At 73.4% G+C, this 21,286-nt stretch carries 18 protein-coding genes; 13 read left to right on the forward strand and 5 right to left on the reverse strand.

Annotated features, from left to right (window positions below):
• Positions 1–26: 26 nt before the first annotated feature.
• Entirely contained in the window at positions 27–1,736 is a 1,710-nt protein-coding gene (locus B446_RS27810) for a membrane protein (protein WP_043476552.1), read from the reverse strand.
• A 278-nt stretch (positions 1,737–2,014) separates the two neighbouring features.
• On the opposite strand from B446_RS27810, the gene B446_RS27815 reads away from it, so the two are divergent.
• From B446_RS27815 to B446_RS27835, 5 genes are all read left to right on the forward strand, one after another.
• Positions 2,015–2,404 (forward strand): cell division protein SepF, encoded by a 390-nt coding sequence (locus tag B446_RS27815; protein ID WP_020942757.1) that lies wholly within the window; start codon positions 2,015–2,017, stop codon positions 2,402–2,404.
• 138 nt (positions 2,405–2,542) lie between these two features.
• Positions 2,543–3,772: a bldA-regulated nucleotide-binding protein gene (locus tag B446_RS27820; RefSeq protein WP_020942758.1), complete on the forward strand. Its 1,230-nt coding sequence runs from the start codon at positions 2,543–2,545 to the stop codon at positions 3,770–3,772.
• Positions 3,769–4,113, forward strand: coding sequence for a nucleotide pyrophosphohydrolase (locus B446_RS27825; protein ID WP_020942759.1), 345 nt, complete (start codon positions 3,769–3,771; stop codon positions 4,111–4,113). The genes B446_RS27820 and B446_RS27825 overlap by 4 nt, the downstream gene beginning before the upstream one ends.
• A 200-nt stretch (positions 4,114–4,313) precedes the next feature.
• The gene (locus B446_RS27830; RefSeq protein WP_043476554.1) at positions 4,314–4,799 is read left to right on the forward strand and encodes a DUF6099 family protein; all 486 of its coding nucleotides are present in this window, start codon (positions 4,314–4,316) and stop codon (positions 4,797–4,799) included.
• 111 nt (positions 4,800–4,910) lie between these two features.
• Positions 4,911–5,834 (forward strand): LLM class F420-dependent oxidoreductase, encoded by a 924-nt coding sequence (locus B446_RS27835; protein WP_020942761.1) that lies wholly within the window; start codon positions 4,911–4,913, stop codon positions 5,832–5,834.
• A 93-nt stretch (positions 5,835–5,927) separates the two neighbouring features.
• Here the strand turns inward: B446_RS27835 and B446_RS27840 are convergent, their stop codons facing one another.
• The gene (locus B446_RS27840) at positions 5,928–6,914 is read right to left on the reverse strand and encodes a D-alanyl-D-alanine carboxypeptidase family protein (protein ID WP_043479228.1); all 987 of its coding nucleotides are present in this window, start codon (positions 6,912–6,914) and stop codon (positions 5,928–5,930) included.
• A gap of 191 nt (positions 6,915–7,105) precedes the next feature.
• Between B446_RS27840 and B446_RS27845 the strand changes: the two genes are divergently transcribed.
• The 5 genes from B446_RS27845 (at position 7,106) to B446_RS27860 (ending at position 14,548) form a co-directional block, all read left to right on the forward strand.
• Positions 7,106–8,044 carry a hypothetical protein gene (locus B446_RS27845; RefSeq protein ID WP_234967564.1) on the forward strand — a complete coding sequence of 313 codons (939 nt, stop codon included), beginning with the start codon at positions 7,106–7,108 and terminating at the stop codon, positions 8,042–8,044.
• Positions 8,045–8,119: 75 nt separating this feature from the next.
• Complete coding sequence (locus B446_RS27850; protein WP_020942764.1) at positions 8,120–9,589, forward strand: 3' terminal RNA ribose 2'-O-methyltransferase Hen1; 1,470 nt, start codon at positions 8,120–8,122, stop codon at positions 9,587–9,589.
• Entirely contained in the window at positions 9,586–12,171 is a 2,586-nt protein-coding gene (locus B446_RS27855; protein WP_020942765.1) for a polynucleotide kinase-phosphatase, read from the forward strand. Before B446_RS27850 ends, B446_RS27855 begins: the two co-directional genes overlap by 4 nt.
• Positions 12,172–12,278: 107 nt before the next feature.
• On the forward strand, positions 12,279–12,401 hold the full coding sequence (locus tag B446_RS40815) for a hypothetical protein (RefSeq protein ID WP_268825412.1): 123 nt from the start codon (positions 12,279–12,281) through the stop codon (positions 12,399–12,401).
• A 2-nt stretch (positions 12,402–12,403) separates the two neighbouring features.
• The gene (locus B446_RS27860; protein WP_020942766.1) at positions 12,404–14,548 is read left to right on the forward strand and encodes a RiPP maturation radical SAM C-methyltransferase; all 2,145 of its coding nucleotides are present in this window, start codon (positions 12,404–12,406) and stop codon (positions 14,546–14,548) included.
• Positions 14,549–14,638: 90 nt separating this feature from the next.
• Here the strand turns inward: B446_RS27860 and B446_RS27865 are convergent, their stop codons facing one another.
• A complete protein-coding gene (locus tag B446_RS27865; protein WP_020942767.1) occupies positions 14,639–15,538 on the reverse strand; it encodes an NAD(+)/NADH kinase in 900 nt (299 codons plus the stop codon).
• Positions 15,535–16,686, reverse strand: a complete 1,152-nt coding sequence (locus B446_RS27870; RefSeq protein ID WP_020942768.1) for an SPFH domain-containing protein — start codon at positions 16,684–16,686, stop codon at positions 15,535–15,537. Before B446_RS27870 ends, B446_RS27865 begins: the two co-directional genes overlap by 4 nt.
• Before the next feature lie 129 nt (positions 16,687–16,815).
• On the opposite strand from B446_RS27870, the gene B446_RS27875 reads away from it, so the two are divergent.
• The 3 genes from B446_RS27875 (at position 16,816) to B446_RS27885 (ending at position 20,689) form a co-directional block, all read left to right on the forward strand.
• Entirely contained in the window at positions 16,816–18,039 is a 1,224-nt protein-coding gene (locus tag B446_RS27875; protein WP_020942769.1) for an arginine deiminase, read from the forward strand.
• Between the two features lie 88 nt (positions 18,040–18,127).
• A complete protein-coding gene (gene argF, locus B446_RS27880; protein WP_020942770.1) occupies positions 18,128–19,135 on the forward strand; it encodes an ornithine carbamoyltransferase in 1,008 nt (335 codons plus the stop codon).
• Between the two features lie 108 nt (positions 19,136–19,243).
• Entirely contained in the window at positions 19,244–20,689 is a 1,446-nt protein-coding gene (locus B446_RS27885; protein ID WP_020942771.1) for an amino acid permease, read from the forward strand.
• On the opposite strand, the gene B446_RS27890 is transcribed toward B446_RS27885, so the two are convergent.
• The gene (locus tag B446_RS27890; protein WP_020942772.1) at positions 20,649–21,101 is read right to left on the reverse strand and encodes an ATP-binding protein; all 453 of its coding nucleotides are present in this window, start codon (positions 21,099–21,101) and stop codon (positions 20,649–20,651) included. The genes B446_RS27885 and B446_RS27890 overlap by 41 nt on opposite strands.
• Between the last annotated feature and the right edge of the window lie 185 nt (positions 21,102–21,286).

Genomic DNA, 21,286 nt, shown 5'->3' on the forward strand with positions numbered 1-21,286 from the left:
ATCAGCCCCCGCGGTCCGCTGACGGATCAGCCCCTGCGGCCCAGCTCGGCCGGGTCGAGGTCGCGGGTGGAGAGCGTCTGCGGACCCGCCGTGAAGGCGCGCAGCCGGACGTGGGCGCCGGGCCGCGCGGGCAGCGGGAACCCCCCGGCCGGCGCCCGCAGTTCGACGGTCGCCGTGGTGTGCCCGGGGAGGGTGGCCGGGCCGCGCGCCAGCGACCAGTACCGGCTCATGCCCTGGCCCGTGGTCAGCATGTAGTGCGGGGTGAGCGGAGTGTCCCCGGTGTTGGTCACCCGCACGGTCACCGCCGACAGCGAGCGCGCCGTGGCCCGCCGCGCCGCCGTGACGTCCATCCGCAACGGCGGCCCGCCCGTGACCGCGAACACCGCGCTCACCAGGGCGGGCAGCACCAGCAGCACCACCGCGCCCACCAGCGCGGGCCGGCGGCGCGGGCCGCGCAGCGGGCGGGGGCGCGGCTGCCAGGCACGCGCGAACTCCGGCAGCGGCGCGGTGACCGCCGCGGCGAGCCACAGCGGGGTCATCATCAGGTAGTAGCCGTCCTGGGAGCGGGTCGCCAGGTAGAAGGCGCACCAGGGCAGCACGGTCGCCGCCGGGCCCAGCCGCCGTACGAACAGCACGAACAGCGCCAGCAGGGCCGCGGCCAGCAGCATGCTCGCGTGGCCGTACCAGTCGAGCCGGTCGCTGCCGTGCGTGAAGTACAGCGAGACGTCCACCAGGCCCTGCCCGTGCAGGATCGCGCCCTGGGTGAGGGGCAGGGCGATCCCGCCCAGCCAGGGGCCGGGCTCGCTCAGGAGGAAGTACATGTTGATCAGCAGCCAGGCCGCCGCGGCGACACCCAGGATCCGCAGCACCACCAGCCGCGCCGGGCGCGCGCCGAGTTCGCCCCGGCGCACGGCGTAGATCCCGGCCAGCAGGAACGGGGCCACGAACCAGGGAAGCTGCTGGGTGGCGCACGCGGCCCCCAGGCAGACGGCCCGCACGATCCCGGGCGTGCCCAGCCGGCCGCCGGCGCCGATGCGCGGCCAGCCGACCACCACGGGGATCAGCAGCACCATCGCCAGGATCGCCGGATAGCCCTGCCGCGCGTACAGCGGCAGGAACCCGAACCCCAGGCAGAGCATGGTCGCCGCCGAACGCCACGGCACCGGCAGCAGCCGCCACAGCAGCACGGCGCCGGCGATCAGCGCGAGCGTCGCCGTAGCGGTCGCCGGGAGGCCGCCGTGGCCCAGCCACAGCAGGGGCAGGGTCAGCAGCGGTGCCAGCGGGGGATAGCCGTAGGTGAGGTCGTAACCGCCGGTCGTCGTCGCCGTGAGCGCGACGCCCTTGCCGTGGAACAGCCAGGGCCAGGGCTGGCCGTACACCGGGTGCCCGGCGGCCATCTCCCGGGCGGCCTGGGTGGTCAGCACCGCCTCGTCGCCCCCGGCGTGGTTCAGCGCCCAGGTGCACAGGGTGAGCGCGACCGCGGTGAGCAGCACCACGAGGTCGAGGCGGGCCAGGGAGCGCGCCCGGCGGACGGTCAGCGCGAGCACGCCGCTGACCAGGATCGAGGCGTAGCAGACGGAGATGACACCGGCGAGGACGAGACGGTGGGTGGCCGCCTGGGTCCACACCGTGCGGGTGCCGATGAAGAGGCTCGCGTCGGCCAGCAGGGTCAGGACGCGATGCCATTGCGCGGGGCCGCGGACGTCGTCCGCGCGGGCTCCGGGTGCGGCGGACACCGCCGACAGTGTCCGCCGGCCGGGTGTCACCTGTGTGGGTTCTGCCAAGTGCACGTGACCGGACGCTAGTGGCGGCCGGTGAGCGGGGCGCGACGACAGGTGAAGAGTCGGGTGTGAGGGCGGTAAGAAGCGGGCGTATGTGTACATGTGGCGTGCGCGAGGGGTGCGGTGCCCGGCGCGGCGGGTCGCGCAGTGTGTCGCAGTTGGGCCGAACGGGTGACTTGGCGTAAGAATTGGCCGGTGCAGGCATGGAGTGCGAGTCAGGTCAGGGGGAGCCGGTGAGCCGTTACGACGTCACCGATGAACAGTGGGAAGGGCTCGCCCAGGTCGTGCCGCTGAGAGGCCGGGACGCCTGGCCGTCGGCGGTGGACCACCGCTCGCTGCCGGACGCGGAGACCGAGACCCGGCGCCGGTTCGTCGTGCTGCGGGTCAACGTCTTCGCGGACGCGCGTGACGTGGCCGAGACCCTGATGGCCGGGGCGCCGGTGCTGCTGGACCTGTCCGGCGCGGAGGGCGACGTCGCCAAGCGCGTCCTCGACTTCAGCACCGGGGTCGTCTTCGGCCTCGGCAGCGGGATGCACCGGGTGGACCGCAACGTGTTCCTGCTGACGCCGCCGGGCACGGAGGTCAGCGGGCTGATGGAGAGCGCGGGCGTCTCCGGCGGCTGAGCTGGGCGCGTCCCTGAGCCGTGGCCGCGCCGTCCCGGGCCGGCTTTCGCGCGGCGACACGGCGGGCGGTCCCCCGTTCGTAGGAAGGTGCGGCGGGCAAAACGGTTCACCGGACCGGCGGAGGCATACCGTCCGCATATGGCCGTGTCCTCCGCGCCCGCCGAACCGTCCGCGACCGCCGGGCCGTCCGCCGCGCCGTCAGAGTCCGGCGAACCGTCCGCGTCCGCCGGTCCTTCCGCGTCCGCCGGTCCCGTCGACGTCCGTGCCCGGATCACCGAGCTGCGGCTGTCCGCGTTCGCCGGGCACCAGCGGGCCGCGTTCCCGTTCGGGGCGGTCACCCTGTTCGCCGGGCGCAGCGGGACGGGCAAGTCGACCGCGCTCGCCGCCTACGAGGCGCTGGCACGGCTCGGCGGGGGAGCGCCCCTCGCCGAGGTGTTCCCGGAGCCCGGCGCCTGCGTCCCCGAGCGGGCGCGCCCCGACGGCCAGGGGCGGCGGGGCTTCCGCATCGGCTGCACGGCGGACGGCGCCGAGGGACCGGTCCGGCTCGACGTCGCCGTACAGGCCGAGCCGGAGCTGCGGATCGTCGGCGAGCGGCTGACGGCCGGCGGGGTCGTCCTGCTGGAGACCGCCCTGCGCGACCCCGGCCGCCGGACGGTCCAGGCCGCCTGGCACACCGCCGGCTCCGCCCCGGTCACCCGGGCTCCGCTGCCGGACGACCGGCTGGGCACCGCCCTGCTGCCGCTGCGGGTGGCCGGCAAGACCGACGGGCAGCGCCGGGTGCTCGCCGCCGCCGAGCAGATGGTCGTCGCCCTGCGCTCCGTCTTCCCCTGCGACCCGCGCCCCGAGCACATGCGCACCCCCGTACCCACCGGCACCGGCCGCCTCATGCGCGGCTGCGACAACCTCGCCGACGTCGTCTGGCGCACCCGGTTCGAGTGCGGCCGCCGGCACGCCCTGCTGGTGGAGGCGCTGCGGGCCGGTTGCGCGGGCCCGGTGGCCGACCTGCTCGCCGAACCGCTGGCCGACGGCACCGTCCGGGCCCTGCTCGACCGGGGCGGCGGCCCGCGCACCGAACTGGCCCGGCTCGGCGACGGCGAACTGCGGTACGTCGCTCTCGCGCTGGTGCTGCTGACCGGGCCCGGGGTGCTGGAGGTGGACACACCGGGCGAGGTGCCCGACGCCCTGCGGACCCTCACCGTGCTCGCCGACGGCTTCGACCGCGGCCTCGACCCGGACCAGCGCCGCGCGCTGCTGCGGACGGCGGCCCGGATGGGCGAGCGCGGCCACATCCGCTGCGTGGGCGCGGTGAGCGACGCCTCCTGGGCGGTGGGGACCGAGGGCGTCACAGTGGTACACCTGAGGCCGTGACGGAACACCCCGACCTGGCCGGACTCCAGCGCAGGCTCGCCGAGTTCGCCGCCGCGCGCGACTGGCAGCCCTACCACACGCCCAAGAACCTCGTGTCCGCGCTGAGCGTGGAGGCCTCCGAACTCGTCGAGATCTTCCAGTGGTTGACGCCGGAGGAGTCGGCCCGCGTGATGGCCGACCCCGGCACCGCGCACCGCGTCACCGACGAGGTCGCCGACGTGCTCGCCTACCTCCTCCAGTTCTGCGAGGTGCTCGGCATCGACCCGCTGGCCGCCCTGGCCGCCAAGATCGACCGCAACGAACACCGCTTCCCCCTCCCGGGCGACGGGGACGCACCCTGACCCGACTCGGACGGAAACGCCCGGACCCTTCCATTCCGTTATCACTCTCCGCAGTCGAAATCGCGCCCGAATCCGAATTGTTGTCCACAGATTTCGGGCTTCCTCTGGCTTTTCGTCTCACCGCACCTCACTCTGGGTAATGAACAAGGGAGTTCAAGCGGACGTGCGGGGACGCACGGCGGACGGGACGGGGGCAGCGCATGGAAGCACTGCGGCTCATTGCGACGAGCAGGCGGGCCCTGGTGGGCGGCGCCGACATCCCCGAGCGGATGGCGGAGGTGTGGCAGGCACAGGCCCTGGCCCAGGCGATCGGCAGCCGCCTCGCGGTGTCCGGGCCGCCCGAGCTGCGGGGCGAGGCGCTGGGCCTGACCGAGCTGGCGGGCCGGGGCTGCGGCGTGCTGGACCCTCCCGAGCTCGACCCGGGCGACCTGCGCGCCGCCCAGCTCACCGAGCTGGACGACGCCCGGCAGACGCTGCTGTGCCTCGGCGGCCTGCTCGTCGAGGTCGGCATCGCGCTGGTCGGCATGGCCAGCGCGGCGGCCGACGAGACGACGTACTGGCAGTGCATGGAGGCCATCGACGCGGCGGACGAGTCCCGCGACCGCGTCCTGGAGATGCTGCGCAAGCTCGCGGCACGCGAGGAGGTGTTACCCGAGCCCACGGAGGACAGCCCGACCGGCGTGTGACCCGCGGCCGGCGTGCGCCGTCTTCCGGGCCGGGCGGATCCCCGGCCGGGTGCCGCCGCGCCCGGCGGCGTCGGTGAGCTCCCCGCCGCGGGCGGCGTGCAGGATGGGTGTATGGACCTGCGAATTTTCACCGAGCCCCAGCAGGGGGCCTCGTACGACACCCTGCTCACCGTGGCGAAGGCCACCGAGGACCTCGGGTTCGACGCCTTCTTCCGCTCCGACCACTACCTGCGGATGGGCGACGCGGACGGGTTGCCCGGGCCCACGGACGCCTGGATCACCCTGGCCGGACTGGCCCGCGAGACCCGGCGCATCCGTCTCGGCACCCTGATGACGGCCGGCACCTTCCGGCTGCCGGGCGTGCTCGCCATCCAGGTGGCCCAGGTCGACCAGATGTCCGGCGGCCGCGTCGAACTGGGCCTGGGTGCGGGCTGGTTCGAGGAGGAGCACAAGGCGTACGGCATCCCCTTCCCCAAGGAGAAGTTCGCCCGTCTGGAGGAGCAGCTGGAGATCGTCACCGGGCTCTGGGCGACCAGGACCGGCGAGACCTTCGACTTCCACGGGCGCTACTACGACCTCACCGAGTCGCCCGCGCTGCCCAAGCCCGCCCAGTCGAGGATCCCGGTGCTCATCGGCGGTCACGGCGCGACCCGCACCCCGCGGCTCGCGGCCCGGTACGCGGACGAGTTCAACATGCCCTTCGCCTCCGTCGAGGACAGCGAGCGGCAGTTCGGCCGGGTGCGCGCGGCCGCCGAGGAGGCGGGCCGCCGGGCGGACGACCTGACGTACTCCAACGCGCTCGTGGTGTGCGTGGGCCGGGACGACCGGGAGGTGGCCCGGCGCGCGGCCGCGATCGGGCGTGAGGTGGACGAGCTGAAGGCCAACGGCCTGGCCGGTTCCCCGGCCGAGGTCGTCGACCGGATCGGCCGCTACGCCGCGATCGGCTCCCGGCGGATCTACCTCCAGATCCTCGACCTCGACGACCTCGACCACCTGGAGCTGATCGCCGGGCAGGTCCAGTCGCAGCTCCGGTAGCACCGCCGCCCCGGAGGGGCCGGCCGGGTGTGTGCCCGGCCGGCCCCTTCGGGGCCCTTCCGTGTCCGCGGCCCGGCTGTCCGGCTTCCCGCGTCAGCGGATGTGCGCGAAGCCGTAGTCCAGGATCTTCTCCGCGTCCTTGAACCGCTCGTCCACCGACGTGTCGGCGAGCACCGTCCCCACCACGGTCTTTCCGCCCCGGGTCGCCGCGAACACCAGGCAGAACTTCGCCTCCGGGCCCGAGCCGGTCTTCACGCCGATCGCGCCCCGGTAGGAGCCGAGCAGCGTGTTGGTGTTCTTCCACGGGTCCATCGTGTGCGTGCCCCCGCCCGGCCGGTACGACGTCATGGCGTCGTACGTCCTGGTGCCGACGACCTTCTTGAACGTCGTGTTCTTCAGGGCGACGGCGGCCAGCTTGGCCAGATCCCGCGGCGAGGCGTGGTTGTCGCCGTTGGACACCCCGTCGAAGGAGTCGAAGTAGGTGTTGTTCAGCCCGAGTTCGTGCGCCTTGCGGTTCATCCGGGAGATGAACGAAGCCGTGCGCTGCTGGGTGGTCGAACCGGCCCCGTAGGTGTCCGCGAGGGCGTAAGCCGCGTCGCAGCCCGACGGCAGCAGCAGCCCGTACAGCAGGTCGCGCACCTTCATCGAGTCACCGAGGATCAGCTTCGCGCTGGAGTAGCGCTGGCCGCCCGTCGTGGGGTCGATGACGTAGTCCGTGTACTCCTTCTTGATCTTCACCTTCTTGTCGAGGTTCAGGTGCGGCTGCGACAGCACCACGAGTGCCGTCATGATCTTCGTGGTGGAGCCGGTCCGCAGCGGCCCGTCCGCCGCCTTGCCGAAGAGCTGCTTCGACGTGGCCGCGTTCATGGCGTACGCGCCCTGGGCGGACACCGTCGGCGCCGCGGCCGCGGCCGCGGTCGTGTGCTCGGCGGCGGCCTTCGAGGCCGGAGCGGCCGCCTGGGCCGGGGCGGCCGCGAGGACGCCCGTGCTCAGGACGGCACCGGCCACCACCGCGACGGCGCCTCGCGCCGCGACGCTCCTGCCGGCTCCCGTTCGGCCTGCTCGGTCGGCTCGGTCCATGGTCATGGTTCCCCCTTCTGTCAGTGGTCAGTTGACAGTGGGTCAGTCCATCAGGTCCGGCGGCGTCGGGCCATGGCGAGGATCACAGGAACCGGGGTGCTGTGCGTGCCCTGTGGCCGGTCTGTGCCGGAACTGTGGGCTCCGTCACGGCGCTCACGCTCCGGGCCTGGTCGGATGACCGGGTGCGCAAAGTGCTGCCTCTCCTCCTCACCGGCCTTCTGGCCGCGTCCGCCTGCCAGTTCACCGGTCAGGACGACGCCGGCGACCGGGCCCACCGTCTCAACACCCTGACGGCCTTCCCGTTGAACGCCTACATCCCCGACCCGTCGTCGGACGGCGGAAAGGCTGTGGGCAAGGCGCAGTGGATCCTCGCCAAGCGGTGCATGGTCCGCCTCGGCTTCCCCGGCTTCGCGACGCTCGCCACCGCGGCCGTCGAGTCGACGTACCCGGTCCAGCGGGGCGTCCCCGAGAGCCACGGGCCGCTGGGCGACGACCGGCCCTATGGCGTCGACGACCCCGACACGGCGGCCGAGGACGGCTATCGCGGCCGGCCCGACGACGGCTCCACCCAGCCCATGGAGTGGTCCCCCGACCAGTACCGCGCCCTCACCGGCGCCTCCGGCTCCGGCGCCGGCCGCCGCGTCCACGGACAGGCCGTCCCCGACGGCGGCTGCCTCGGGCAGGCCGGCCGGAAGATCCACGGCCCCGCGCACAAGGCGGCGAGGATCGGCGGCCTGACGCTCACCGGCTTCTACTCGGTCCCCATGGAGCTCTGGTACACCTCCCGGCAGAAGGCGCGCAAGGACCCGGCCTGGAAGAAGGCCGACCACGCCTGGTCCGCCTGCATGAAGAAGCAGGGGTTCCACTACCCGGCCCCGGACAAGGCGTCCCTGGACACCGCCTGGTTCGGGACCGAGGAGGCGTCGAAGAAGGAGAAGCGGACGGCGGCCGCCGACGCCCGGTGCAAGCTCGACACCGACTACATCGGCACCGTCCACGCCCTGGAGGTCCGCGCGCAGAAGGCGGCCATCCGCGGGCACCGGAAGGAACTGGCCGACACGCGTGCCGCCGACCGGAAGGCCGTCGAGCGCGCCCGGGCCATCGTCGCCAAGGACGAGAAGGACTCCTGAGACCGGGCGGCGGAGCCGGCCACCGGAGGGAAAACCGGTGGTCGCGGGGCGCGCGGGCGGGGGAGACTCGGCCTTGTGTTCCTGACGATATCGACGCGCGGCACCGCCGCCCACCCGGCCACCGACCTCGGGTTCCTGCTGCACAAGCACCCCGACAAGGCGCAGACGTTCTCCACCTCCTACGGCACCGCCCACGTCCTCTACCCAGAGGCGGACGCGGAGCGGTGCACGGCCGCGCTGCTGCTGGAGGTCGACACGGTCGCGCTGGTCCGCCGGGGCAAGGGCAAGGGCCGCGGCGGAGCACCCGACGCGGCACTCGCGCAGTACGTCAACGACCGCCCGTACGCGGCCTCCTCGCTGCTCGCCGTCGCCCTGAGCGCCGTGTTCTCCAGCGCCCTGCGCGGAGTGTGCAACGCCCGCCCCGAGCGGGCCGCCGCGCCCCTGCCGCTGCGCATCGAGGTGCCCGCCCTGCCCGCCCGCGGCGGCCCCGCCCTCGTGGGACGGCTCTTCGAACCGCTCGGCTGGGCGGTGACCGCCGAACCGGTCGCCCTGGACACCGAGTTCCCCCAGTGGGGCGACTCGCGGTACGTCCGGCTCGTCCTGGAGTCGGAGACGCTCACCCTCGCCGAGGCGCTGCGCCACCTGTACGTCCTGCTGCCGGTGCTCGACGACGCCAAGCACTACTGGGTCGCTCCCGACGAGGTCGACAAGCTGCTGCGGGCCGGCGAGGGCTGGCTGCCCACGCACCCCGAGCAGAAGCTCATCACCAGCCGGTACCTCTCCCGGCGCTGGTCCCTGACCCGGCAGGCGATGGAGCGGCTGGAGCTGGTGCGCCTCGCCGAGGCCGACGACAGCGAGGTCGAGTCGATCGACAACGCCGTCGAGGAGGAGACGGAGGCGGAGGAGAGGCCGGCACCGCTCGCCGTACTGCGCCGGGAGGCGATCCTCGCCGCCCTGCGCGCGTCCGGCGCCGCCCGCGTCCTCGACCTCGGCTGCGGCCAGGGCCAGCTCGTGCAGGAACTGCTCAGGGACGTCCGGTTCACGGAGGTCGTCGGCGTCGACGTCTCCGTGCGGGCCCTGACCATCGCCTCGCGGCGGCTGAAGCTCGACCGGATGGGGGAGCGCCAGGCGTCCCGGGTCCAGCTCCTGCAGGGCTCCCTGGCCTATACCGACAAGCGGCTCAAGGGCTACGACGCGGCCGTGCTCAGCGAGGTGATCGAGCACCTCGACCTGCCGAGGCTGCCCGCCCTGGAGTACGCCGTGTTCGGGCACGCCCGCCCGCGCACGGTCCTCGTCACCACCCCCAACGTCGAGTACAACGTCCGCTGGGAGACCCTGCCCGCCGGACACGTCCGGCACGGCGACCACCGGTTCGAGTGGACCCGCGAGGAGTTCCGCGCCTGGGCCGGCACCGTCGCCGAACGCCACGGCTACGAGGTCGCGTTCACCCCCGTCGGCCCGGACGACCCCGAGGTGGGACCGCCCACCCAGATGGCCGTCTTCCACCGCCACGACGACACCCGGAAGGAGCTGAAGGCAGCATGACCGAGAACAGCACGGCCGAGAGCGGCACGACCGAGAACGGCTCGACCGGAACCCGCGCGGGGCGCGTCCTCCCCGTCACCGACCTGTCCCTGGTCGTCCTCGTCGGCGCCTCCGGCTCCGGCAAGTCGACCTTCGCCCGCAAGCACTTCAGGCCCACCGAGGTGATCTCCTCCGACTTCTGCCGCGGCCTGGTCGCCGACGACGAGAACGACCAGAGCGCCTCCGGGGACGCCTTCGACGTGCTGCACTACATCGCCGGCAAGCGGCTGGCCGCCGGCCGCCGTACCGTCGTCGACGCCACCAGCGTGCAGCAGGACAGCAGGCGGCAGCTCGTCGAACTGGCCAGGACGTACGACGTGCTGCCCATCGCCATCGTGCTCGACGTCCCCGAGGAGGTGTGCGCCGAGCGCAACGCCGCCCGCACCGACCGCGCCGACATGCCCCGCCGGGTCGTCCAGCGGCACATCCGCGAGCTGCGCCGCTCGCTGCGCCACCTGGAGCGCGAGGGCTTCCGCAAGGTGCACGTGCTGCGCGGGACCGAGGAGATCGAGGCCGCCGCCGTCGTCACCGAGAAGCGGTTCAACGACCTGACCCACCTCACCGGCCCGTTCGACATCATCGGCGACGTCCACGGCTGCTCGGCCGAACTCGAGTCGCTGCTCACCGCACTGGGCTACGACGACGGCGTGCACCCCGACGGCCGCACCGCCGTGTTCGTGGGCGACCTGGTCGACCGCGGTCCGGACACCCCCGGCGTGCTCCGCCGGGTGATGTCGATGGTGAAGGACGGCCACGCGCTGTGCGTGCCCGGCAACCACGAGAACAAGTACGGGCGGTTCCTCAAGGGCCGCAAGGTCCAGCACACCCACGGGCTCGCCGAGACCGTCGAGCAGATGGAGGGCGAGAGCGAGGAGTTCAGGGCCGAGGTGCGCCGCTTCCTGGACGGCCTGGTCAGCCACTACGTCCTCGACGGCGGAAAGCTCGTCGTCTGCCACGCGGGCCTGCCCGAGAAGTACCACGGCCGCACCTCGGGACGGGTCCGCTCGCACGCCCTGTACGGCGAGACCACCGGAGAGACCGACGAGTTCGGGCTGCCGGTGCGCTACCCGTGGGCGGAGGACTACCGGGGCCGCGCGGCCGTGGTCTACGGGCACACCCCGGTCCCGGAGGCCACCTGGCTCAACAACACCATCTGCCTGGACACCGGCGCGGTCTTCGGCGGCAAGCTGACCGCGCTGCGCTGGCCGGAGCGCGAGCTGGTCGACGTACCCGCCGAGCGGGTCTGGTACGAGCCGGCGCGGCCGCTGCGCACCGAGGCGCCCGGCGGGCAGGACGGGCGGCCGCTGGACCTCGCGGACGTGTACGGCCGCAGGGCCGTGGAGACCCGGCACGCCGGCCGGGTCGCGGTCCGCGAGGAGAACGCGGCGGCGGCCCTGGAGGTCATGAGCCGCTTCGCCGTCGACCCGCGCCTGCTGCCGTACCTGCCGCCGACCATGGCGCCGACGGCGACCAGTCGCGTCGACGGCTACCTGGAGCACCCGGTGGAGGCGTTCGCGCAGTACGCGGCGGACGGGGTGCCGCGGGTCGTGTGCGAGGAGAAGCACATGGGCTCGCGGGCCGTGGTCCTGGTGTGCCGGGACGCGGACGCGGCTCGCGCGCGGTTCGGCGTCGACGGCCCCGGCGGGGCGCTCTACACCCGTACCGGGCGGCCGTTCTTCGACGACGGGAAGGTGACCGAGGAGATCCTCGGCCGACTGCGCTCGGCCGTCGGCGACGCGGGCCTGTGGGAGGAGCTCAGCACCGACTGGCTGCTGCTGGACGCCGAGCTGATGCCCTGGTCGCTGAAGGCGTCCGGGCTGCTGCGCAGCCAGTACGCGGCCGTCGGCGCGGCCTCGGGCGCGGTGTTCCCGGGCGCGCTCGCCGCGCTGGAGGCCGCCGCCGCGCGCGGCACCGACGTGGGCGGCCTGCTGGAGCGCCAGCGCGGCCGGGCCGCCGACGCGGCCGCGTTCACCGACGCCTACCGGCGCTACTGCTGGACGACCGACGGTCTGGAGGGAGTCCGCCTGGCGCCCTTCCAGCTCCTGGCCGTCCAGGGCCGCAGCCTCGCCGCGCTCCCGCACGACGAGCAACTGGCGCTGCTCGACCGGCTGGTGGAGCACGACGGCACCGGGCTGCTGCAGACCACGCGGCGGCTGTACGTCGACACGGGCGACCCCGAGTCGGTGCGGGCCGGCGTCGACTGGTGGCTGGAGATGACCGGCCGGGGCGGTGAGGGCATGGTCGTCAAGCCGCTCGGCGCGCTGGTGCGCGACGAGAAGGGGCGGCTGGTGCAGCCCGGCATCAAGTGCCGGGGCCGCGAGTACCTGCGGATCATCTACGGCCCCGAGTACACCCGGCCGGACAACCTGGCCCGGCTGCGGCAGCGGTTCCTGAACCACAAGCGGTCGCTGGCGATCCGCGAGTACGCCCTCGGCCTCGAGGCCCTGGACCGGCTGGCGGGCGGGGAGCCGCTGTGGCGGGTGCACGAGGCGGTTTTCGGGGTGCTCGCCCTGGAGTCGGAGCCGGTGGACCCGCGTCTGTGACCGTGCGGACACGGAACGCCCTTGTGTCGTACACACTTTCGTCCATAGGGTGGACGGCCGTGCGACACAAGGGTGTTCGAACGTGCGGAGGGGGAGCGGTGGAGACCGTGGAGACGCGGAGCGAGCGGCCGCAGGGGGCGGGGGGCATGGAGATCAAGAAGGTCGTGGTCCGCGAGGACCGCAGCACCGGCCGCCGGCCGGCGATCCTGGAGAAGCGGCCGACCCGCTGAGCATGCGCGTTCACCTGGTCACGATGCCCTGGCAACCACTGGACCTCCCTTCACTGCAACTCGGCCTGCTCAACCGGCTGGTGCGGCGGGCCCGCCCGGACGCCGAGGTGACCGAGTTCCACGGCTCGCTGCGCTGGGCGGAGTACCTGCTGGAGCACTCCGGGGGGCGGCTGCGGCCGGGCGACTGTGTGGCGGTCGGCTCCGACGCGATCTTCCACGGCCTCGGCGACTGGGTCTTCTCCGGCGTCCTGTACGACGACCCCGGCTGGGGCCTGCAGCGGCTGCGCGACTACGGGGTCCGGCGGGACGTCCCGGTCGGCACGGCCGTCGACATGCGGCCGTACGCCGCCGGGTTCGTCGATCTGTGCGCGAGCGCGATCCTGGCGGACGAGCCGGACGTCGTCGGGTTCACCAGCACGTTCATGCAGAACGTGGCCTCCCTCGCGCTCGCCCGTGAACTCAAGCGCCGCAAGCCCGCGTTGAGCGTGGTGTTCGGGGGCAGCAACTGCGACGGGCCGATGGGCCACGCCCTGCACCGCAACCATCCCTTCGTGGACCACGTGGTGCGCGGCGAGGCCGAGTACGCCTTCCCGGCCCTGCTGGAGCACCTGGCCGAGGGCACCGCGCCGGTGGACGTGCCCGGCCTGTGCTGGTGGGACGGAGCCGTGTCGCGGGCCAACACCGAGACCCGGCGGACCGTGGCGCCCGCCGACATCCCCTCGCCCGACTACGACCAGTGGCAGACCGCCCTGGACGCGTCCCCGGTCCGGGAGTTCATCCACCCGAAGCTGGTGGTCGAGGGCGCCCGCGGCTGCTGGTGGGGGGAGAAGCACCACTGCACCTTCTGCGGGCTGAACGGGTCCGCCATGGCCTTCCGCGCCAAGCCGGGCGAGCGGCTGTGGGCGGAGCTGGACCGGCTGGTCCGCCGCCACCGCATCCTCGACGTGGTCACCGTCGACAACATCATCGACATGGCCTACTTCCGTGACTTCCTGCCCCGGGCCGCGGACAGCGGCTGGGACCTCAGGCTGCACTACGAGGTCAAGTCCAACCTCACCCCGGGGCAGCTGAGGCTGCTCGGCGAGTCGGGCACCGTGCACATCCAGCCCGGCATCGAGAGCCTGCGCAGCCGGGTGCTCGACCTGATGGACAAGGGCGTCACCGGCGCCCGCAACGTGCGCACCCTGCGCGAGTGCGAGAACCACGCGCTGACCTGCTCCTGGAACCTGCTGTACGGCTTCCCCGGCGAGACGGCGGACGACTACGCGCCGGTCGTCGAACAGCTCCCCGCGCTGGTCCACCTCCAGCCGCCGAGCGGCGCGCACCGCATCCAGCTGGAGCGGTTCAGCCCGCACTTCACCGACCCCGGCCTCGGCTTCGGCAAGCGCCGCCCGGCCGAGATGTACCAGCACGTGTACGACCTGCCCGAGGGCGAACTCGCCGACCTGGTCTACCTCTTCGACACCGACGACGCGGGCCTCGCGGGCCCGGCGGAGCGCCGGCTGCGGGAGGCCGTCGCCGCGTGGCGGGCCGGACACACCCACTCCCGGCTGCTGTTCGCGGCGGACGGCGCGGACCTGCTGGTGCGCGACCGGCGGCACGGCTGGCCGCCGGCCACCCACCGCTTCACCGGCTGGCGGGCCGAAGCGCTGCGCCGCCTGGAGGACGGCCGTACGGTGCCCGCGCTGCACCGGCTGCTGACGGGGGACGGCCACGACGTGCCGTCCGGCGCCCTCGACGGCTGGGTCAGGCACGCCCTCTCCCTGGGCCTGCTGTTCCGGGACGGCGGCACCTACGTCTCGCTCCCCACCTGGGGCGAGCCGGTCCGGCTGCCGGAGGGCGCCGCCGGCACCGCCCCGCAGGACCCCGCCCACGGGATCCTCTACCACCGGCGCGGGCCCGGCTTCGTCAGCGTCATCGACCGCAGGGAACCCGGCACCACGGTCCGGCTCACCCTCGACCACCCCGACCTGCTCGCCACGTTCGACCTGCTGGCCACCCCCACCCCGCTGACCGCCCTGGACCCCGTCCAGCGCACAGCGGTCGACCTCCTCACCACCGAACGCCTCGTCCGCGTCGACGACGGAGTGGCCACCACCCTGCCCCCACGCATCGACCGCTGGCCGGTGCCGTGCACGGCGATCTGAGGGGACGGGCGCGCTGTGGTGTGCCGGGAAGGCGAGGCGCCGTCCCGCCCACGGTCGCGCCGGCCGTGAGGGCACGACCGTCCCGCCCCTTCACCCCACCAACCGCAGACGCCGCTCGCAGATGCCGACCCGTACCGTCTGCCCCCAGGTGAGCTGGAGGGCGTCCGTTTCGATGCCGTCGCCGAAGGCGATCAGGTGGTCGGACTCCACGGTGAGCGACAGGGAGGCCGAGGCGCGGAGCCGGCCGGCCACCAGGGTGGTGCCCGTGACCGGTGAGGGCCAGGCCTCGCGGACGAACCACAGCAGGCCGTCCTCGGTGGGGGAGGGCATCGGCAGCGCGCCGCCCCGCTCCTGCCAGACCGAGCGCAGCCAGCCGGTGGCACCGGTGCCGGTGCCGACCAGCACCCCGGAGGAGGCCTGGGCCTCGACAGCACCCCCGTCGCCGTCGAGGCCCAGGCGGTAGCGGGCGGTCTGGTGGCCCGGCGTGCCGAGGTAGATCTCGTTGAGCGCCACCAGCCGCTGGGTGTCGTCGGCGACGGCCTCGACCATGGTGAGGTCGTCCACCACGGACCCCGCGGTCCCGGCCGCCGGCAGCAGCTTGGCCGCGTCCGCCGGGCGGTGCCGCACCAGCACTCCCGGATTGCGCCCGGGGTCGGTGTCGATGCCGACGACCGGCTGGCCCGTCAGGTACTTGGCGGCGTTCGCCACCAGCCCGTCCTGGCCGACCACGACCACCACGTCCTCCGGGGCGAACAGGAACCGGTCCAGGTCGGCGCGCTCCACCCGGGCCTGGCGCCAGGTCAGCGGCACCGCGGCGGCCACCTCGGCCAGGGCGCCCCGGGCCCTGCGGTGGCGTTCGGCGACCTCCTCGATGTCCCGGCCCCGGGAGGCGAGGAAGAAGGCGGCCTGGCCGTGCGTGCCGTGCCGGGCCACCAGCTCCTCGTACTCGGTGGTGCGGTGGACCAAGACGGCCCGCCGGGCCAGGCTCACCGGGCGCCCTCGGCGTCGCCGCCGAGCTTCGCCAGCAGCCCGGTCAGCACGTCGGGGGAGACGGTCACGCTGTCGATCCGCGGCAGGTTCTCGGCGAGCCGGGTCGCGGTGAGCGCCCGCAGGGTCGTCGTCCCGTCGACCCCGGCCTCGGTGTGCACCCGCAGCCAGGCCGCCTGTGCCTGCGCCCGCGCCTCCCCGACCTCGCGCGCCGCCTCGGCCTCCGCGCGGGCGAGCTGCTGGGAGCGTGCCGCCTCCGCCTCGGCGAGCTTCAGCGTCCGGGCGGCCTCGGCCTCGGCGAGCCCCACTGAGCGGGTGGCCTCGGCCTCGGCGAGCTTCACGGACCGCGCCGCCTCCGCCTCCGCCAGCTTCACCGACCGGGCCGCCTCCGCCTCGGCGCGCACCGCGTCCGCGGCCGCCTGCTCCTCGGCCTCGCGGCGCGCGTTGGTGCCGCGCTGCTCGACCAGCTGCTCCTCGCGGCGGGCCAGCTCGATCCGGCTGGCCAGCTCGTTCTCGGCGATGGTGCGCTCCCGCTCGACCGCCACGGCCCGTCGTTCGTAGGTGGCGCGGTCGGCCTCCTGCTGGATCTGCTCCCGGGCCGGGGTGCGCAGCGCCCGCTCCACCTCCGGCTCGGGCCGCAGCGCCATCACGCGGACGGCGACCACCTCGATGCCGGTGGCCGGCAGCCGGGGCTCGGCGCCCAGGCCGGCCGCGACCCGTTCGCGCACCGCCGCCACCCCGTCCACCAGCGCCGCCGCCAGGGGCGTGCGTGCCAGGACGTCCAGCGCGTGCTGCTGGGCCGTCTCGGTCAGCAGGGTGCCGAGCTGGTCCAGCGGGGTGCCCCGCCAGGCGCCCGTGTCCGGGTCGATCGAGAAGTCCAGGCGGGCGGCGGCGACGGCCGGGTCCGCGATCCGGTAGGTGACCGTCGCCTGCACCGAGACGTCCTGGAAGTCGGAGGTGCGGGCGTGGAAGGTCATCGCCAGCTCCCGGTCGTCGACCGGTACCTCGGAGAGCGCGGCCGTCAGCGGGCGGAACCAGAAGCTGAGTCCGGTCCCGTCGTGGACCAGCGCGCCGGAGCGGTGGTGCCGTATGTGCGCCGTGGGCGCCCCGCGCAGATGGCGCCAGCCCAGGCGCCGGGTGATGTCGGCCATGGATCCCCTCGCTTTTCGTCATGACGACGATAATCGGGACGACCTTTCTCGTCAAGAGGACGAAAACAGGAAGTGGCAGAAACGGTCGATGGGAGCGTGAAGGCGGTCGTCCGCGGCCAGGATGGAGGCATGGCATACCACGTCCACTCCGAGGCCGGGCGACTGCGCCGCGTGATCCTGCACCGGCCCGACCTGGAGCTCAAAAGGCTCACGCCCAGCAACAAGGACGCCCTCCTCTTCGACGACGTGCTGTGGGTGCGCCGGGCGCGCGCCGAGCACGACGGGTTCGCGGACGTCCTGCGTGACCGGGGGGTCGCCGTCCACCTCTTCGGCGACCTGCTCACCGAGACCCTGGACGTCCCGGAGGCGCGCTCCCTCGTCCTCGACCGGGTCTTCGACGAGAAGGAGTACGGCCCGCTCGCCACCGACCACCTGCGCGCCGCCTTCGAGACGCTGCCGGCGCGCGAACTGGCCGAGGCCCTGGTGGGCGGCATGACCAAGCGCGAGTTCCTGGAGGCGCACGCGGAGCCGACCTCCGTGCGGTTCCACGTGATGGACCTCGACGACTTCCTGCTCGGTCCGCTGCCCAACCACCTCTTCACCCGGGACACCTCCGCCTGGATCTACGACGGTGTCGCCATCAACGCCATGCGCCGGCCCGCCCGGCAGCGGGAGGCCGTGCACTTCGAGGCGATCTACCGGCACCACCCGCTGTTCCGCGACGAGACGTTCCGGGTCTGGTCCCGGGGGCAGGCCGACTACCCCTCCACCATCGAGGGCGGCGACGTCCTGGTGATCGGCAACGGCGCCGTCCTCATCGGGATGAGCGAGCGCACCACCCCGCAGGCCGTGGAGATGCTGGCGCACAAGCTGTTCGCGGCGGGCTCCGCGTCCACGATCGTCGCGCTCGACATGCCCAAGCGGCGGGCCTTCATGCACCTCGACACCGTGATGACCATGGTCGACGGCGACACCTTCACCCAGTACGCCGGGCTCGGCATGCTGCGCTCGTACACCATCGAGCCGGGCGCGGGCGAGCAGGAGCTGAAGGTGACGGACCACCCGCCGGAGCACATGCACCGCGCGATCGCCGCCGCGCTGGGACTGGGCGAGATCCGGGTGCTGACCGCCACCCAGGACGTGCACGCGGCCGAGCGCGAGCAGTGGGACGACGGCTGCAACGTGCTCGCCGTGGAGCCCGGTGTCGTCGTCGCCTACGAGCGCAACTCCACCACCAACACCCACCTGCGCAAACAGGGCATCGAGGTGATCGAGATCCCCGGCAGCGAGCTGGGCCGGGGCAGGGGCGGCCCGCGCTGCATGAGCTGCCCCGTCGAGCGCGAGGCGGTGTGACCGACCGGACGCAACCGGACCGCATATAAATGCCATCGGTCGTATAGAATTCCAGGGTCCCCGGTCCTCTCACCTTTGGAGCGCCCCCATGGCGACCGTCCCGACCGCCCTCGCCGGCCGTCACTTCCTCAAGGAGCTGGACTTCACCGAGGAGGAGTTCCGCGGTCTGGTCGAGCTGGCCGCCGAGCTGAAGGCCGCCAAGAAGGCCGGGACCGAGACGCAGTACCTGCGCGGCCGCAACATCGCGCTGATCTTCGAGAAGACCTCGACGCGTACCCGCTGCGCGTTCGAGGTCGCCGCCGCCGACCAGGGCGCCCACACGACCTACCTCGACCCCTCGGGCTCGCAGATCGGCCACAAGGAGTCGGTGCGGGACACCGCCCGGGTCCTCGGCCGGATGTTCGACGCCATCGAGTACCGGGGCGACAGCCAGGCCGGGGTCGAGGAGCTGGCCGCGCACGCCGGCGTGCCCGTCTACAACGGGCTGACCGACGACTGGCACCCCACCCAGATGCTCGCCGACGTGCTCACCATGACCGAGCACGGCACCCGGCCGCTGACGGAGACCGCCTTCGCCTACCTCGGCGACGCCCGCTTCAACATGGGCAACTCCTACCTGGTCACCGGCGCGCTGCTCGGGATGGACGTGCGGATCGTCGCGCCGAAGTCCTACTGGCCGGCCCAGGAGATCGTCGACCGCGCCCGGGAGCTGGCCGAGTCCTCCGGCGCCCGGATCACGCTCACCGAGGACGTCGCCGAGGGCGTCGCGGGAGCCGACTTCGTCGCCACCGACGTCTGGGTCTCGATGGGCGAGCCCAAGACGGTGTGGGACGAGCGGATCACCGCCCTCGCCCCGTACGCCGTCACCATGGACGTCCTGCGCGCCACCGGCAACCCGGACGTGAAGTTCCTGCACTGCCTGCCGGCCTTCCACGACCTCGGCACCAAGGTCGGCCGGGAGATCCACGAGAGCCACGGCCTGACCTCGCTGGAGGTCACGGACGAGGTCTTCGAGTCGGCCCACTCCGTCGTCTTCGACGAGGCCGAGAACCGGCTGCACACCATCAAGGCCGTGCTGGTCGCCACCCTCGCCTGAGTCGATTTATCCTGACCGGCGGCCCTCGGACCACCCGTCCGGGGCCGCCGCCGCGACCGGGGAAACCCCCACGGGTCGCCCGCACCACCAGAAACGAGCACCACCCGCATGCCCGCCTCCCGCATCAAGTCCCCGCACCTGCTCGTCGCCGAATCCGGCGCCGACCGCGAGGGCCACGGCCTCAAGCGCACCATGGGCCTCTTCCAGCTCATCTGCTTCGGCGTCGGCGCCATCGTCGGCACCGGCATCTTCGTCGGCCTCTCCGACTCCGTCGCCCAGGCCGGCCCCGCCGTGGTCGTCTCCTTCGTGCTCGCCGCGGTCACCTGCGTCTTCACCGCCCTGTCCTTCGCCGAGCTGGGCGGCGCGATCCCGGTCTCCGGCTCCTCGTACTCCTTCGCCTACGCGGGCCTCGGCGAGTCCACCGCCTTCCTGGTCGGCTGGTGCCTGCTGCTGGAGTACGGCATCTCCATCTCGGCCGTCGCCGTCGGCTGGAGCCAGTACGTCAACGAGCTGCTGCACAGCCTCACCGGCTGGCAGCTCCCGGCCGCCCTCTCCGCCGGCCCCGGCGACCACGGGATCGTGAACCTGCCCGCCGTGATCGTCATCGCCATGGCGTCCGTGCTGCTGGTGCGCGGTGTGCGGGAGAGCGCCGGGGCGACCGCCGCCATGGCCGCCGTGAAGCTGGTCATCCTGCTGGCCTTCTGCGCCATCGGCTACAGCGCCTTCAAGCACGGCAACCTCACCCCGTTCTCCCCGGCCGGCCTCGGCGGCATCGGCGCGGGCACCACCGCAGCGTTCTTCTCCTACATCGGTTTCGACGCCATCACCACGGCCGGCGAGGAGGCGAAGAACCCGCGCCGGGACATCCCCGTCGCCATCCTCGTCTGCATGGGCCTGGTCACCCTGCTGTACTGCGCGGTCGCGCTCGCCGCGATCGGCGCCATCGGCGGCCACCAGGTCGCCGACCGGCCCGCCGCGCTGTCGTACGTCGTCAACCAGGTCACCGGCTCCGCCGTCGGCGGCGGAGTGATCGCCTTCGGCGCGGTCGTCGCCATCGCCTCCGTCGTGCTCGCCGTGATGTACGGCCAGACCCGCATCCTGATGTCGATGTCCCGGGACGGCCTGATCCCGCGCGTCTTCGAGAAGGTCTCCCCGAAGACCTCCACCCCGGTGGCCGGCACGCTGATCGTCGCCGTCGTCTTCGCCGTCCCGGCGGCCTTCGCCTCGCTCGACGCCGTGATGAACCTGTGCACCATCGGCACGCTCGCCGTCATGGCCGTCGTCAACATCACCGTGATCGCCCTGCGCCGCCGCGAGCCGGGTCTCGACCGCAGCTTCCGGGTGCCGTTCTATCCCGTGGGCCCGCTGCTGGGCGTCGGCTTCTGCCTGTACCTGATGTACGAGACCGGCTGGCGGACCTGGATCCAGTTCGCGCTGTTCCTCGTGGCCGGCCTGGTCGTGTACCTCGCCTACGGGCGCCGGCACTCCACGCTCGCGCGGCCGGTCCCCGCGGTCACGCCGGCCGCCGCTGAGCGGGAACCACAGGCAGTCTGAACCACACCGCCTTGCCCGACGGGGTGGGGCGGTGACCGCAGGACGAACTGAGGGCGCGGATCAGCAGCAGGCCGCGCCCGCCCTCCTGCCAGACGTCGGGCTCCTCGATCACCGGGCGGGTCAGATGACCGGGCGGCGCCGGGTCCGGGTCGTGCACCTCGACCTGGCAGCCGCTCGGCAGCAGCTCCACCACCAGCTCTATCGGGCCGCGGCCCGCCGTGTGCTCCACCGCGTTGGCCACCAGCTCCGCCGTCAGCAGCTCGGCGGTGTCGCTGTCGGCCGGGTGCTCCACCTCGGCGATGGCCGTACGCACCAGGGCACGGGCCACCGGCACCGCGGCGGCGGTGTGCGGCAGCGCGATGCGCCAGGAGGCCGGTCCGGCGGGGCGTTCGTGCAAGGCGAGTCCGTTCATGGAGCAGGCTGTCCTGCTTTCGACTAGGGAATGGTACGGGCCCGGCCCCACGGGACGGCCGCCGGGCGCCGCTCGGGACCACCGGCCCCGGTACCGGGCGGCCTACCCCACGAGGAACCGCAGGACTCGGTGAAGGCCCTCGCCGAAGACCGCAACGTCCTGCACCCGGGGCGCATCGCCAGGGC

Origin of the sequence: Streptomyces collinus Tu 365, from assembly GCF_000444875.1 — a bacterium.
Lineage (GTDB): Bacteria > Actinomycetota > Actinomycetes > Streptomycetales > Streptomycetaceae > Streptomyces > Streptomyces collinus_A.

What these genes read in the sequence shown, in the direction of transcription:
- B446_RS27860 (WP_020942766.1), top strand. Translation starts at nt 12,404, where the DNA reads ATGCGCGTTCACCTGGTCACGATGCCCTGGCAACCACTGGACCTCCCT.
- argF (WP_020942770.1), top strand. Translation starts at nt 18,128, where the DNA reads ATGGCGACCGTCCCGACCGCCCTCGCCGGCCGTCACTTCCTCAAGGAG.
- B446_RS27835 (WP_020942761.1), top strand. Translation starts at nt 4,911, where the DNA reads ATGGACCTGCGAATTTTCACCGAGCCCCAGCAGGGGGCCTCGTACGAC.
- B446_RS27890 (WP_020942772.1), bottom strand. Translation starts at nt 21,101, where the DNA reads ATGAACGGACTCGCCTTGCACGAACGCCCCGCCGGACCGGCCTCCTGG.
- B446_RS27870 (WP_020942768.1), bottom strand. Translation starts at nt 16,686, where the DNA reads ATGGCCGACATCACCCGGCGCCTGGGCTGGCGCCATCTGCGCGGGGCG.
- B446_RS27840 (WP_043479228.1), bottom strand. Translation starts at nt 6,914, where the DNA reads ATGGACCGAGCCGACCGAGCAGGCCGAACGGGAGCCGGCAGGAGCGTC.
- B446_RS27885 (WP_020942771.1), top strand. Translation starts at nt 19,244, where the DNA reads ATGCCCGCCTCCCGCATCAAGTCCCCGCACCTGCTCGTCGCCGAATCC.
- B446_RS27820 (WP_020942758.1), top strand. Translation starts at nt 2,543, where the DNA reads ATGGCCGTGTCCTCCGCGCCCGCCGAACCGTCCGCGACCGCCGGGCCG.
- B446_RS27830 (WP_043476554.1), top strand. Translation starts at nt 4,314, where the DNA reads ATGGAAGCACTGCGGCTCATTGCGACGAGCAGGCGGGCCCTGGTGGGC.
- B446_RS27855 (WP_020942765.1), top strand. Translation starts at nt 9,586, where the DNA reads ATGACCGAGAACAGCACGGCCGAGAGCGGCACGACCGAGAACGGCTCG.
- B446_RS27875 (WP_020942769.1), top strand. Translation starts at nt 16,816, where the DNA reads ATGGCATACCACGTCCACTCCGAGGCCGGGCGACTGCGCCGCGTGATC.